Annotated in this window: 9 protein-coding genes; 1 reads left to right on the top strand and 8 read right to left on the bottom strand. The window is 65.1% G+C overall.

Features of this window, described 5'->3' with window-relative positions:
• Positions 1 to 28: 28 nt before the first annotated feature.
• From tssC to tssA, 3 genes are read right to left on the bottom strand one after another with little or no spacing between them, the layout of a single operon-like run.
• Positions 29 to 1,537 carry a type VI secretion system contractile sheath large subunit gene (gene tssC, locus ACWGTI_RS09210; RefSeq protein WP_454573620.1) on the bottom strand — a complete coding sequence of 503 codons (1,509 nt, stop codon included), beginning with the start codon at positions 1,535 to 1,537 and terminating at the stop codon, positions 29 to 31.
• Between the two features lie 3 nt (positions 1,538 to 1,540).
• Entirely contained in the window at positions 1,541 to 2,080 is a 540-nt protein-coding gene (gene tssB, locus ACWGTI_RS09205) for a type VI secretion system contractile sheath small subunit (protein WP_454573621.1), read from the bottom strand.
• A gap of 6 nt (positions 2,081 to 2,086) precedes the next feature.
• Positions 2,087 to 3,265 (bottom strand): type VI secretion system protein TssA, encoded by a 1,179-nt coding sequence (gene tssA, locus ACWGTI_RS09200; protein ID WP_454586810.1) that lies wholly within the window; start codon positions 3,263 to 3,265, stop codon positions 2,087 to 2,089.
• A gap of 325 nt (positions 3,266 to 3,590) precedes the next feature.
• On the opposite strand from tssA, the gene tssH reads away from it, so the two are divergent.
• On the top strand, positions 3,591 to 6,404 hold the full coding sequence (gene tssH / locus ACWGTI_RS09195; RefSeq protein WP_454586915.1) for a type VI secretion system ATPase TssH: 2,814 nt from the start codon (positions 3,591 to 3,593) through the stop codon (positions 6,402 to 6,404).
• Positions 6,405 to 6,434: 30 nt separating this feature from the next.
• Here the strand turns inward: tssH and ACWGTI_RS09190 are convergent, their stop codons facing one another.
• The 5 genes from ACWGTI_RS09190 to ACWGTI_RS09170 are packed head-to-tail and all read right to left on the bottom strand — an operon-like array spanning position 6,435 to position 13,850.
• On the bottom strand, positions 6,435 to 7,664 hold the full coding sequence (locus ACWGTI_RS09190; protein WP_454586809.1) for a VWA domain-containing protein: 1,230 nt from the start codon (positions 7,662 to 7,664) through the stop codon (positions 6,435 to 6,437).
• A 2-nt stretch (positions 7,665 to 7,666) separates the two neighbouring features.
• Positions 7,667 to 9,916: a DUF5682 family protein gene (locus tag ACWGTI_RS09185; protein ID WP_454586808.1), complete on the bottom strand. Its 2,250-nt coding sequence runs from the start codon at positions 9,914 to 9,916 to the stop codon at positions 7,667 to 7,669.
• A gap of 4 nt (positions 9,917 to 9,920) precedes the next feature.
• Complete coding sequence (locus tag ACWGTI_RS09180) at positions 9,921 to 11,000, bottom strand: ATP-binding protein (RefSeq protein ID WP_454573625.1); 1,080 nt, start codon at positions 10,998 to 11,000, stop codon at positions 9,921 to 9,923.
• Positions 11,001 to 11,019: 19 nt separating this feature from the next.
• Positions 11,020 to 12,441 (bottom strand): DUF5691 domain-containing protein, encoded by a 1,422-nt coding sequence (locus ACWGTI_RS09175; protein ID WP_454586807.1) that lies wholly within the window; start codon positions 12,439 to 12,441, stop codon positions 11,020 to 11,022.
• Positions 12,438 to 13,850 carry an SWIM zinc finger family protein gene (locus ACWGTI_RS09170; protein WP_454586806.1) on the bottom strand — a complete coding sequence of 471 codons (1,413 nt, stop codon included), beginning with the start codon at positions 13,848 to 13,850 and terminating at the stop codon, positions 12,438 to 12,440. The genes ACWGTI_RS09175 and ACWGTI_RS09170 overlap by 4 nt, the downstream gene beginning before the upstream one ends.
• Positions 13,851 to 13,923: the final 73 nt, after the last annotated feature.

The following is a 13,923-nucleotide window of genomic DNA, read 5'->3' as shown; positions in this document are numbered from 1 at the left end:
CCGCTTTCAAAAGGTTTGGTTGCTGTAATCAGGTCTTCACGGACGGCAATTCCGACACCAGCCTGAGCGAAGCATTGATGCCTTCCAGCTGGTAGTGCGGGCGCAGATAGAAGCGGGCGTTGTAGTAGCCCGGCCGGCCCTCCACGCTGTCGACCTGCACCTCGGCGGCGGCAAGCGGACGCTTGGCGCGCGCCTTGTCGTCGGCGAAGGCCGGATTGGCCAGCACGTACCGGTTGATCCATTCGGTCAACCAGATCTGCATGTCGCTGCGTTCCTTGAACGAGCCGATCTTGTCGCGCGCAATGGCTTTGAGGTAGTGCGCGAAGCGGGAAACCGGGAACAGATAGGGCAGGTTGGCGGAGAGCCGCTCGTTGGACTGGGCGTCGGGATCGACCAGGCGTCCGGCCCGCGTCTCGTCATCCTGCAGCGAGTGGGCGCCGATGAAGGCCGCCAGATCGGTGTTCTTGCGGTGCAGGATCGGCATCAGGCCGAGCTTGGCCAGTTCAGCCTCGCGCCGGTCGTCGATGGCGACCTCCGTCGGACATTTCATCGCGATCGACCCGTCGTCGGTGGGGAAAGCATGCACCGGCAGGTTGAGCACCGTGCCGCCATTCTCGACACCGCGGATCTGGGTGCCCCAGCCATAGAGCTTGTGGCTGCGGTTGATGTTGACGCCCATCGGGAAGGCGGCGTTCATCCAGACATATTTGTTGTGGTCGCCCTGCACTTCCTCCTCGAAGGAGAAGCCCTTGACCGGAACGGTCTCGGATCCATAGGGCAGCCGCGCCAGCACGCGCGGCATTGTGAGGCCAATATAGCGGGCGTCCTCGCTCTCGCGCAGCGACTGCCACGAGGCATAGGCCGGATTGTTGACGATCATCTGCAGATCCTGCGGGTTGGGCAGTTCCTGCCAGCTGTCCATGCGGAACAGCCGCGGCGAGGCGGCGGCGATGAACGGCGTGTGCGCCGAAGCGCAGACGCCGGAGATGTTGCGCAGCAGGCCGACGTCGCGCGGATGGTTCGAAAACTCGTAGGCGCCAACGATGCAGCCGATCGGCTCGCCGCCGAGCATCGAATACTCGTCCGTGTAGACTTTCTTGAAGATCGGGCTCTGGTCCCACATCTGGCCTTCATAGTCTTCAAGCGTGTCGGCCAATTGCTCCTTGGAGATGTTCATCACCCGGATCTTGAGATGCTTCGCATCCGTCTCGGTGTTGTTGATGAGGTACCAAAGGCCGCGCCATGTGCCTTCCATCTCCCGCACTTCCGGCGCGTGAAGGATTTCGTTGACCTGCGTCGTCAGCATCTTGTCGATGCCGGCGATCAGCGACTTGATCGACTTGATCGAGTTCGACGAAATCGTCGTCGTCTCGGAGCGCGACTGCGCCGCCAGCGCCAGGTTGCGCACCAGCTGCTGCAGCTTCTCGCTGTCGTCCTTCTTGACCTTGAAGTCCTTTTCCAGCAGTTGGCTGAATTCGCCGAGATCGACGGCCTCGGCCTCGGCGACGGATGCTGCGGTCTTTTGCTGTTCGGCCATGATCTATTCCTCGCCCTTGTCGTCGTCAGACATCGCCTGGCTGGCGATCTGTTGAAGCAGCGGCTGATTGTTCAGCAGCTGGGCGATGCGCTTTTCGGCATCGACGCGACCGTCCATGAAGCCGAGCAACTCCTCGAGTTGGCGCCGCATCTTGAGGATCTCGGCCAGCTGCGGAACCTGTTCGGCGATTTTGTCAGGGGCGAAATCGCCCATCTTGGTGAAGGTCAGGTCGAGCGCGAGCTCTTCGTCGCGCTCCTGGCCTTCGGCCTGCGGCAGGGTGTTCTTCACCCGCGCCTTGACCCTGGGGCCTAGCGCTTCCATGAATTTGGGGAAGCGGTTGGCATCGGTCTCGACAAAGGAACGGTCGAGCACCGACTTTGCAGCTTCCCTGGTCTGCGATGCGCCCGACAGGTCGGCCATCACGCCCATGACGAACGGCAGTTCGATCGTCGTCGGGCTGCCGTAGGTTTCGACATCGTAGGCGATCTGCACGCGCGGGGCGCGATTTCGCTCGATGACCTTCGCTTTGCTTTCGGCTGGCATGTGTTGCTACCTTTCATCCTTCTGGGCAGTCTTCTTGGCGTCGGGAACGCCGGCGAGCAGCCGGAATTCCTTCAGCCCCGACGGGGCGAGATCTTCCATCAGTTCAACAAAATCCATGTGCACCATCCGGCGCACCCGGCGGGCGAGATGCGGGATCGGGCTCGACGGCTCGGTGCGGTCGTAGAACGCCACCACAAGATCGAGGCACTTCACCACATCGTCGCGCGAGGAAATCCTGTCGGGGAGGCCCGCACCTGGCTCCGCGTAGCTTGCCATCGTCTCGGCTCCATGACCGTTTCTGGCCGGTTTTGCCGGGCTCGCCGAGGCGGGCGCCGGGCTGGCTGCGTCGTTCGTGGCGGCCGGCGTCGCCGGCTCGTCCGCCGCATTGCGCTCCAGCGTCGTAAGCAAACGCTGCAGAAACCGCTTTAATTCCGGGACGGCGGCGCCGCTGCCTTCAAGACGGGCATTCAGCGCCGTGTCGACAGCGTCGAGCGCCTCAATGGCGGCGTGCGCCCCGGCGACAAGCGCCGTCATCTCTTCACCGGCCTGATCCAGTTGTGCGGCACAACCGTTGCTCACCCGGTTCAGGAGCTGCCCATGCGCGCTGACCAGCGCTGCCTTCTCGGCGGCATTCAATCCCGACGCCGCTTCCTGAAGCATGACACGATCGTCGAGCGCGCCCTGTTCGAGATCGCGTCCGCTGATCGGCCCGAAGGGGCGCGGGGCGAAGAAAACCATCTCCCTGAGATTCGCCAGCAAGCCGTCCTGGCCATTCTGCAAATCGGCCAGTGCGTTGAGACGGCGCAAGGCGGCCTCACGCGGTTGACCGCCGGGCCGCAGCGCCGGGTGCATCGTCTCCCAATGCGTCTCCAAGGTCCGCGCTATCAGCGTCAGGCCCTGCGCCAGCCCGGCGAGCCCTTCTTCATTGGCGAGTGCGCGCGTGACGGTGACAAGCAGGCGCAGGTCGCGGCCATGCGCACGCAGCTCCTCCGCCTTGCCAAGCACGGCTGCCCAATCGACGGGAATGGTCGATTGCGCGGCTGGCTTGTTGCGTCCGTCATGGACAACCTTGACCTGCGGCTCGGTAAGCCGCTCGAGCTCGTGAAAAGCAGGGTCGTTGCGCAAGTCTTCGCCCGACGGATTTTCACCGTCCAACGGAGCAAGCCAGAGTGCGAGATCGATCACAGCTACCCCCAGCGACCGGCTCTAAAACCGTACGTGACCCAACGTTAGCACACGGTTGCACCCTACCACAATTCGGCAAACCGCTCAAAAGTTAACGGGCGCTAACGCGAGCCAGTGCAACTGCATCTCGAATGCCGCAATTTATGGCTTGCTTGCCCAACCCCGTATGTGAAACGCATCGCATAGAATTGGAAAAGTTCGTGGTTGTCTGCATTTGGTGGCGCGGGACTTTCCACAAAGGGAAGCGGCCGGCTGAATGTCGCGCTTTGTCAAGCGGCTGCTTATGTGGCAGGCTGTCGACGGGCAGATTGCAGGAGCAGGTTCGATGGAACAGCGCCGGTCGTCGCAGAGCTTCAAACGCAAGGAACTGATCGACAAGCTGAATCCGACCGGCAAGCGGGCCTTCGGCGCAGCTGCTGCAGCGGCGAAGCTTCGCGGCAACCCTTATGTTGAACTTGTCCACTTCATCGAGCAACTGGTGCTTTCGGAACGCAGCGACGTTCAGATGATCCTGGCCGATGCCGACGTTGATATGGGCAAGCTGGCCGGCGACATGAGCCGTGCCGTTGACAAGCTGCCCTACGGCGCCACCTCGATCGAGGAGTTTTCCGACCATATCTTTCATGCCATCCAGGAGGCCTGGAGCCTAGCCGGGCTGCAGTTCAAGGCCGATGAAGTCCGCAGCGCCCATATCGTCCTCGCCTGCCTGAAGACGCCGGTGCTGGAAGGCCTGCTGGCGAAGATCAGCGCCGAGTTCGACAAGATCGACGCCGACGCAGTCATCGCCCGCTTTGCGGAAGTGGTGGAGGGTTCGCTCGAAGCTGGCGCTGCGGCTGCGGCAACTCCCGCCGCCGAGACGCCACGGCGGGCTCCGGGCGGGGACTCCGCACTGGCCAAATACGCCACCGACCTGACCCAGCGCGCCCATGACGGCAAGATCGATCCGGTCGTCGGCCGCGACCCGGAAATCCGGCAGATCATCGATATCCTGATGCGGCGTCGGCAGAACAACCCGATCCTGACCGGCGAGGCCGGCGTCGGCAAGACCGCCGTGGTCGAGGGGTTTGCCCTACGCATCGCCCAGGGCGATGTGCCGCCACCACTGCAAGGCATCAGCGTGCGCATGCTCGATGTCGGCCTGATGCAGGCCGGCGCCAGCGTCAAGGGCGAGTTCGAAAAGCGCTTGAAGGCGGTCATCGACGAGGTTCAATCCTCCGAAACGCCGGTGATCCTGTTCATTGACGAGGCGCACACCTTGATCGGCGCCGGCGGTGCGGCAGGAACCGGCGACGCGGCCAATCTCCTGAAGCCGGCTCTGGCGCGCGGCGAACTGCGCACCATCGCCGCAACCACCTGGGCCGAATACAAACAGCACATCGAAAAGGATCCGGCGCTTACCCGTCGTTTCCAGGTGGTGAAGATCGAGGAGCCGTCGGAAGCGGTGGCCGTGGTTATGCTGCGCGGCGTCGCCGGTGTTCTCGAACAGCACCATGAGGTGCAGATCCTCGACGAGGCGATCGAGGCCGCGGTCGGCCTCTCGCATCGTTACATCCCGGCGCGTCAATTGCCCGACAAGGCTGTGAGCCTGCTCGACACCGCTTGCGCCAGGGTCGCGGTCTCGCAGCATGCGACGCCGGCCGAGGTCGAGGACATATTGCGCCGCCGCCAGGCGCTGGAGGTCGAAAGCGGCATCATCGGCCGCGAGGCCGCGATCGGCATCGAAGTGGCCGAGCGCCAGGCGCGGGTCGATGCCGGGCTTACTGAGACCGAGACGACGCTTGCCGCCGCCGAGAAGCGCTGGGAGCGCGAAAAGGCGCTGGTCGCGGAAATCCTCGAATTGCGCGCCAGGTTGCGCGGCGAAGGCGTGCCGCTCGATGAGGTAGCGACCACTGAGGACGACGCCGAAACGGCAGCGCCGGACGCGGAAAAGACCAAGGTGCCGAAGACCGAGCCGCCCAAGGCTGAAACGGCGAAGACGGAAAAGCCCAAAGCCAAGGCGGTCAAAGCCAAGGCCGCGGCGACCGCGGGCGCTGAAGCGGCAGCCACGGATCCAGCCGCCGATCTCGCAAGGCTGCGCGAGCTCATGGCCGAGCTTGCCACAGCACAAGGCGAGACGCCGCTGATCCTGCCGTCCGTCGACCGCAATGCGGTCGCAGCCGTGGTCCAGGACTGGACCGGCATTCCGACGGGACGGATGCTGTCCAGCCAGACCGAGAAGGCGCTCAAGCTCGCCGAAACGTTGTCCGAACGCGTTGTCGGCCAGGACCACGCGATGGAGATGATCGCCAAACGCGTGCAGACCAGCCGCGCCGGGCTCGGCGCGCCGGAAAAGCCGGTCGGCGTGTTCCTGCTCTGCGGCCCGTCCGGCGTCGGCAAGACCGAGACAGCGCTGGCACTCGCCGAAACGCTCTATGGCGGCGAGCAGAACCTGATCTCGATCAACATGTCGGAGTTCCAGGAGGCGCACACGGTCTCGACGCTCAAGGGCGCACCGCCCGGCTATGTCGGCTACGGCAAGGGTGGCATCCTGACCGAGGCCGTGCGCAGAAAACCCTATTCGGTGATCCTGCTCGACGAGGTCGAGAAGGCGCATCCCGACGTGCACGAAATCTTCTTTCAGGTCTTCGACAAGGGCATGATGGACGACAGCGAAGGCCGGCGCATCGACTTCAAGAACACGCTGATCCTGCTGACATCCAATGTCGGTTCCGAAGTGATCATGGAGCGGACCGGCAAAGGCACGGTCAGGGCAGGGCTCGACGGCCTCGACGCAGCCCTGCGCGCCCCGCTGCTGAAGGTCTTTCCGGCAGCCTTCCTCGGCCGCGTCGTGACCATACCCTACTACCCGCTCTCGGATTCGATGATCGAGGCCATCACCCGCCATCAGTTCGGCAAAATCGCCCGGCGGCTGCGCGCCAGCCACGATGCCGAACTGGTGATCGGCGACGGCGTCATGGATCTGGTCAAGGCGCGCTGCACCGAAATCGAATCCGGCGGTCGCATGATCGACGCCATCCTCACCAACACACTGCTGCCGGAACTCAGCCGCGGCGTGCTGAACCGATCGCTCGACGGCGAGAAGATGACCAAGGTAACGGTCAGCGCTTCCGCCGACGGCTTTGCCTATTCGTTCGAATAGGCCTGACTGACCTCGAGCCTGCGACCGCTCTTATTGCGGCGTCTCCGTCTCGGCTCGGATCAGCTTGATGTCGGCGCCCGCCGCCCATGCGCCGATATCCTCACGCCGCAACGCTGCGGCCATCATGTCCGGGAACAGGTCCGGCGTGCAGGCAAAGACCGGAATGCCAAGTGCCGCGACCGAGGCCGACATCGCCGGATCGTAGCCCGGCCGCCCCTGATCGGTCAGCGCCAGCAACACAACGACATTGACGCCGGATCGCACCAGCGCCGCCAGCCGCCGCAGCAATTCCTGGCCGTTGCCGCCCTCATAGAGGTCGGTGATCAGCACGAAGTGGGATTTGGTCGGCCGCTCGATGCGGTCTGCGCAATAGCCGACCGCCTGGTTGATGTCGGTGCCGCCGCCAAGCTGCACTCCGAACAGCACTTCGACGGGGTCGCTGAGCTCCTCGGTCAGGTCGACGATGGCGGTGTCGAAACAGACGAGCTTGGTGCGCACCACCGGCAGCGATGCCATCACGGCGGCGAAGATCGAGGCATAGATCACCGAACTCGCCATCGATCCGGACTGGTCGACGCACAGAACCACCTCGTCGAGATCGACCAGCCGGCGCTGCTTGCGCATGAAGCCGACGAGTTTTTCCGGCACGATGGTTTTGTGCTCGGGCTGGTAATGGCGAAGATTGGCCGAGATGGTGCGCGGCCAGTCTATGTCGCGCTGACGCGGGCGGTTGGTGCGCCGCGAGCGGTCGAGCGCGCCACGGATCGCTTCGGCGGTCTTCTGCTCCAGCCGCCGCATCAGCTTGGCGACGATATCGGCGATGATGCTGCGGGCAATGTCCTTGGTCTTGGCCGGCATCACCGAGCGCAGCGAAATCAGGTCGGCGACGAGATTGACGTCCGCCTCGATCGCCTTGAGGAATTCCGGCTCCATCAGCATCTGCTTCAGGTTCAGCCGTTCGAAGGCATCCTTCTGGACGATCTGGACGACCTGCGCCGGAAAGAACGATCTGATATCGCCCATCCATTGCGCCACGCGCGGCGCCGAGCGGCCGAGCCCGCCGCGCCGCTTGCGCGGGTCGGCATCGGCATTGGCGCCGTCGCCGTAAAGCGCATCGAGCGCCGACGACAGTTTTTTGTCGTCGCTGGAAAGGGCTGACGAGGCCTCGTCATCGGCGCCGATGGCCAGCCGCCAGCGGCGCTCGCGTCCGCCATCGGCGGATACAGTGGCCGAGCCTTCCGCGTTTTCATCGTCGACCATCGTCATACTCCGCCCGCCAGCAAGGGCCTAAGCTTCTCCATATGCCGGCGCCAGGCCTCGCCACCATCCGGCGCCGGCATCAGCCCGGCCGGCAGCCTGGCGGTGCGGCCGAGCACGGCTTCGATCAGCCGCCGGCGCTCCATGCTGTCCAGATTGGAGAAGACGCGGCGCAGCAGCGGCAGATGCTCGATGAAGGCATCCTCGTCGAGGGATTTCAGCCACGCATCGACAGCGCCGCGCAGGCCCTCATCATAGATCAGCCGCTGGCCAGCGGTGCTGAAGAAACCTTCGAAGAAACCCGCCGCCTGTGTCACCGGAGTCCCCGGCGACAGCCGGCGCCCAAGCAGTCCGGCGGCATCCTCCGCCGACAGCTGGCCGGCTTCGTAGAGTAGATGCGCGGCGCAGCCGGCGAGCAGCGCTGTCGAACGCTGCCCCTCCAGCACGCCCGTCAGCCCGTTGCGCCAGGCGTCGAGCACGTCTTCGCCGGGCTCGACCAGGCGGATCGCCGTGTCGGCCTTGCGCACCGCGCCGACCAGTGTCGTGGCGGCCTGCTCGTCCAGGTCGCGCACCGCATAGGGCAGCGCGATCGCGCCTTCGACGATCAGCCGTTCCAACAAACCGGACAGCCGGTTGGTTTCGGTCTTGCGCGCTTCGCCATAGCGGATGATGTCGGCAAGCGGCGGCACCGAGGCCAGCATCTCCAGGCATTCGCTGCTGTGCGCCGCGCGCGCCTCGAGCGCCGCAAGGCCAGCGCTCGCGGCCTCCGACAGATCGGCCGTGATGGCACTCTGGACAAGTGCCGCCAGCGTGTCGAGGCTGGCGGCCGCGCCGAGCATCTGGACCAGGCGGCCGTTGGCGGCCTTTTCGATGGTCGGACCATAGATCAGATTCTCGACCAGGCGCACGGCATATTCCGGCTCCCAGGCGAGCGTCCATTTTTCGCGAAACGTGCCACGGCTGCGCCCGGCATCGGCCAGCCTGCCCCACTGCACACCGAGCACGTTCAGCCGGTGCAGCAAGGTCGAGCGAAACAGCCCGCTTTCGCTGCGCAAATCGACGGACAGTTCGCGCTCCAGCGCCTCCGGCTTCAGCCGCGCCGCCTTCTGATTGCGCTGCAAATCCTCGATCAGCGGCGCCAGCGGCGTGTCGGGCGGAATCTCGCCGACATCGGCACCCAGCAGCAGCTCGGCCTCGACCAGCGCCCACAGCACCGCTTCGCCATTGAACAGCGCCGCGATTGCCGCGTCGCGCAATTCCTCGAAACCGGGTTTCGGCCGCTCGCGAATGGCGGCAAGTGTGCGGGCAAGGCGCTCGGCCTCGATCAGCGACGCCGTCGAGACCAGATGGCCCTTCGCCCGCAGCACCGCTGCAATCATCGCCAGCCATAGCGTCGCGGCATCGCGCCGATCGCGCGTGCGCCACAGATGTTTGCACCAGCCGGGTGCGACGACGCCGGCGCCATAGCCATAGCCCAGCGCCAGGCGCGGTCCCGTCCACGGCGCCCATGTCATGGTGCTCTTGCGCCGGGCAATTCCCTTGATCAGCGCGTGGTCGTTCTTCTGCGTGTGCGCGGCCTGCAAAGCCGGCACGTGCCAGGCGCCGCAGACGACGGCGATCGGTCCGTCGAACTCCTTGCGCGCCGCAGCGATTTCGAGCCGCATATGCGCCTCACGCTTTGCCTCGAACGGCGCGATTGCGCCTTCGCCATCGCGCAGTGTCGTCATCGCATCGGCGATGGCCGCGAAGATCGGACCCGGCTCAGGGTTCTGCTCGATAATGTCGGCCCACCAGCTTTCGCCATCCTCATAGCCGGCGGCCTGCGCCAGCGTGCCGATGGGGTCACGATGCGATGCAGGCTCGTCATCCTTGGTGGTTTCGTCTTTGGGCTCGGCCTCGCTATCCTCTTCAGTCTTGTCGGCGTCGGCCGCCGACGCCGTGAACCGCGCCGATGACGGCAGGTCGATGAACCGCAACGCCGCCTTGTTCTCCACCGCCCACACCGCCGCCTGATACTCAGGCGAAAACTCGGCGAAAGGCCAGAAACTGGTCGCGGCCGGATCGTCTTCGGGATAGCAAAGCAGCGCCACCGGCGGCTGCATTTCCGGACGCGCCAGCAGGGGCAGCAGGGCCGACGCGTCGCTCGGCCCTTCGATCAGCACCGCGACCGGCTGCAAATCCCGCAGCGCCTGCACCAGGCTGTCGGCGGAGCCCGGCCCGTGATGGCGGATGCCGAAAACGGCGACGTCGCCCATGGTGTCAGATCGCCGCGTTCAACGCCGCGTAATAGCCGGCATAGTCGGGCCGCTTCTTGAGCACTGTCTCGAGATATTCCTCCAGCACCACCTTGTCCTGCACTGGGTCCTTGACGATGGCGCCGACAAGGCTGGCCGCCAGGCCTTCGGCGCCAAGTTTGCCATTGTCAAACCACGCCGCCTGGCTGAGGCCGCCGACCATGGTGGCGATCGCCTCGGCGGTCGACAGCGAGCCCGAAGGCGTCTTCAGCGTCACCTTGCCGTCGGCGGTTGCGCCGGAGCGCAGCTCGCGGAAAATGGTCAGCACGCGGGCGATCTCCTCGCCGACATTCTTCGGCACCGGCAGGTCAAGCCCGCCGGCCATCTCGTCGACCCGCTTGGCGACGATCGCCACCTCTTCGGCCATGTCCTCGGGCAGCGGCAGCACCACCACATTGAAGCGGCGCTTCAGCGCCGAGGAGAGTTCGTTGACGCCCTTGTCGCGGTTGTTGGCCGTGGCGATGATGTTGAAGCCGCGCTGGGCATAGATCGAGGTGTTGAGCTCCGGGATCGGCATCATCTTTTCCGACAGCACGGTGATCAGCGTGTCCTGCACATCGGAGCCCATGCGCGTCAGTTCCTCCAGCCGGCACAGCTTGCCGCTCTCCATGGCGCGGTAGAGCGGCGTCGGCACCAGCGCTTCCTGGCTCGGCCCCTTGGCCAACAGCTGCGCATAGTTCCATCCATAGCGGATCTGGTTCTCGTCGGTGCCGGCCGTGCACTGCACGATCAGCGTCGAATTGCCCATGATGGCGGCTGCGAGATGTTCCGACACCCAGGATTTCGCGGTGCCGGGAACGCCGAGCAAAAGCAGTGCGCGATCGGTGGCGAGTGTCGCCACTGCCGTTTCCATCAGCCGGCGGCGGCCGACATATTTCGGCGATATCACGGTGCCGTCGCTTGCCTTGCCACCCAAGAGATAGGTCAGCACGGCCTTTGGCGATAGGCTCCAGCCTGCAGGTTTTTGCCGATCATCATTGCGTGCCAGCGCTTGCAGTTCGGACGCATAAGCCTGCTCGACGGGGAGGCGGATGACTGCGTTCATTGTGCTGTACTCCGGATTGTCATGTGTTGGTGAGGGCCGCGTTGAGGCGCAGCAAAGCAAGTGAAGCCGCCGCCGGCGGCATGCCGGCCGCGACAATGTCGCCGATCAATCGTTCCGCCGTCGCCGCTGTGGCAAGGAAGCCTATCGTTTCCAGGGCATGGTCCGCGCTTCGCTTTGCGGGTTCGTCATTTCCCGCAACCTTGGCACGCAGTACCGACAGCGCCTTGCCATTTGTCAGGTCGCGCCATTCAACCCAGCCTGCCTCGGCGCCTTCGACCAGGTTGAGCGCTTCAAGGTTTTGCGCGTCTTTCAGGATCTGCCTGACCAGGGTGCGCTTCCTGCCGCTGTCCAGACGCAACATGAGATGGAACACGAGAAACACCAGCTTGCCGCCTTCGGCCATCAGCGTATCCGTCAAAAGCGCGATCGTGGCATCGCTGCCGGATGCGGCGACCATCCGAACGAGCCACAGATCCACTTTGTCATCGACACCGAATTGCCATGCGTCGATAAAATCGGACTCCGTCTTGCCGAAGCGCGCGGCAAGGTCGACCAGGTAACAGCTGGCAAACAATTCGATGCGACGATTTTCCTGCGCCGGCGACTTCAGCTTTGCCGGCGTATAGGTTGTGCGGCGGCGGATGAAACCGGATTTGCCTTCTGCGATAAAGGCGGCGAGTTCGGCAACAGGATCGTCGGTTCCGCCATCGCCGGTGTGCTCGCCCAGCCTTGCCAGCAGCCGGCCCGCCAGCTCCTGCACCTTGCCGGAGCGGTCGGTGGCCAGGCTTTTCAGGAACGGCGCGTCCTCTGGCGTGAGGCCGAAATGCATGAGTTCGATCAGGGCCAGCCGGACCTCTGCCGGCTCGCCCGGCGCCTTGGCTTCGATCAGCCCGCGGGCCGCAGCCGGGTCGCGGCGGCGCATCTCGGCCAGTGCGCTGCGACGCGCGGCGGGGTAGAAGTCATCCCAGTTCTGCACCGTCAGCTGCTCCTGCGGGGTAATTTTCAGCCCCTCCAAGCTGGCTTGCCAGTCGATCCAGGGCGCATAGATGTCGGGGCTGTTCTGGTCTGATGCAGCAGGCATCCAGTCCATCGGGTGGAGCACGTAGCCGCAGCTGGCGACAAGTGTCGCGACGCGCGACTTGCGCCGCGCATCGGCGGCGTTCTTCAGGGCAGCCCGCAACAGTGGCCGCAGCCGCTCCGGCAGCAGCGGCAAGCCAAGCCTCGGCAGCGGCGGACGCCGCTTGAGCGTCTTCGGCGCGGCCGGCCGCAAGCCGACATCGAGCGCCTGCGCGGCGATCGCCAGCAGCCGTCGCTCGCGTTCGTCAGGGCTTGCACCGTCGGCGATTTCCTTCCACGCGGTTGGCGCCAGATCGAATGTGGTTCCACCGGTGATCCAGCAGTCGCGCATCGTCGCCAGGCCGGTCTGTTCGAGCTCGTTCATGACAGATCGAGCCTCCCGAAGCCGCTTTGCGCGGCGAGCAGTTCGAGCCGCGCGCCGTTCCACAGTGCTGCCGTGGCCGCGAGGTCGAGACCAAGCACCGTCTGATCGACAGTTCCGGCGACCGGCAGAGCGATGCCTTGCGGGTCGTGCGCCGCTTGCCACCAGGCCGCGCCGCGCTCATCGAGCAGGATCGCGCCTGCCGGCAGCATCAGCGGGCTATCCGTGGACCAAGGCGCGGCGTCCTGTTGCGATGCATGGGCCGCGAGTGGATCCTGGATGGCGCTTAGGACGAAATCTGGCCAGGCGCCGGACGCGACATCGCCCTTGCGCTCCGCAACCAGCGCGCGCAGTGGCTGGCGCGACGGATAGAACACCAGCCTTGCATCGAACCGGTCGCCGGGCGTGAACGCCGCCGAGCGGCGGCCGGCCGAGGCGGGAAAGAAATCGAGCAGCAGCGCAAACTGCGGCATTGGACTTTTCAGATCGAGCAGCCATGTCGAATGGCTGACAAGGCCGTCGCGGCGGGTCTCGATCTTCTCGCCGATGACCTCCCAATGGCTGTCGACCTGTTTCGCCTCGGGATTGGCCAGCACCTGGTCACGGGTTTCGGACGTCGACACCAGCCGCTTCAATTCGGGATCGTCGGGCGCCGAGCGCCAGGCCTTGGCCAGCAGCACCAGCTTGCCAAGCTCGCGGATCACCGCATCGGGCCGTTCCTCGCTGCGCAGCGAAAGCAGCCGCGCCGGTATCTCGTCGATGCGTCCGGCAAGCGCGGTTGCCTTCATGTCGACCAGCCGCGCGGCGATGCGGCGGCAGCGCTCGCTGCTGGCATCGGCAAAGGCGGAGAGGCCGAGCCGCAACTGATCGGCGATCCACTGGTCGAGTTCGTCCAGCGCGCCTGCCACGGCTGTTCGCGTGTCTTCCGCCCGCTTGCGCTGCGCCGCCTCGCGGCGCTCTGCTGCGGCAGCGTCCTCGATTCCAGTGTCTTCGTCGGGCTGCGAGGCCTCGCCGATGCTCTTGCCGGACGCGCCGGCTGCGGCGCCCGGCTTTGCGCCAGCCGACTGTGGCGTCGTCTTTCGACGCCGGCCAAGCCAGTCATTCACCCAGTCCGGCGTCGATTCGGCTGATGTAAAACTGGCCGGCGCGGTGGCGGCGATCCACATCAGCGCCAGCGTGTGCTTGCACGGAAATTTTCGCGACGGGCAGGTGCATTTGTAGCCGTGGTCGCCAGTGTCGACCACGGTGCGATAAGGGTTGGAGCCGGAACCCTGGCATTCCCCCCAGATCAGCGCCTGCTGCTCGTTCTTTTCCAGCCGCGGCCAGTTCGAGCGCTTGGTCAGCTTCGAGGCGGCGCTCAGCGACGCCTGATCGGGGGCCAGCGCCTCGATGGTTTTCAGGTCGAATTCCAAGCCGCGCCTCTCGTACCCCAATCATGCCTGGCATCAGAATAGGATGCCGTTTGTGAAGGATTGTTGCGGCCCC

It is taken from the genome of Mesorhizobium sp. ArgA1 (assembly GCF_053714375.1).
Note: the sequence above shows the minus strand (reverse complement) of the source record. Positions and strands in the feature narration are given on the sequence as shown.

Bases quoted from the DNA above. Each gene is read 5' to 3' on its own strand.
- tssC (WP_454573620.1), bottom strand. From the start codon at position 1,537: ATGGCCGAACAGCAAAAGACCGCAGCATCCGTCGCCGAGGCCGAGGCC.
- ACWGTI_RS09180 (WP_454573625.1), bottom strand. From the start codon at position 11,000: ATGAACGCAGTCATCCGCCTCCCCGTCGAGCAGGCTTATGCGTCCGAA.
- tssH (WP_454586915.1), top strand. From the start codon at position 3,591: ATGGAACAGCGCCGGTCGTCGCAGAGCTTCAAACGCAAGGAACTGATC.
- tssB (WP_454573621.1), bottom strand. From the start codon at position 2,080: ATGCCAGCCGAAAGCAAAGCGAAGGTCATCGAGCGAAATCGCGCCCCG.
- ACWGTI_RS09175 (WP_454586807.1), bottom strand. From the start codon at position 12,441: ATGAACGAGCTCGAACAGACCGGCCTGGCGACGATGCGCGACTGCTGG.
- ACWGTI_RS09185 (WP_454586808.1), bottom strand. From the start codon at position 9,916: ATGGGCGACGTCGCCGTTTTCGGCATCCGCCATCACGGGCCGGGCTCC.
- ACWGTI_RS09190 (WP_454586809.1), bottom strand. From the start codon at position 7,664: ATGGTCGACGATGAAAACGCGGAAGGCTCGGCCACTGTATCCGCCGAT.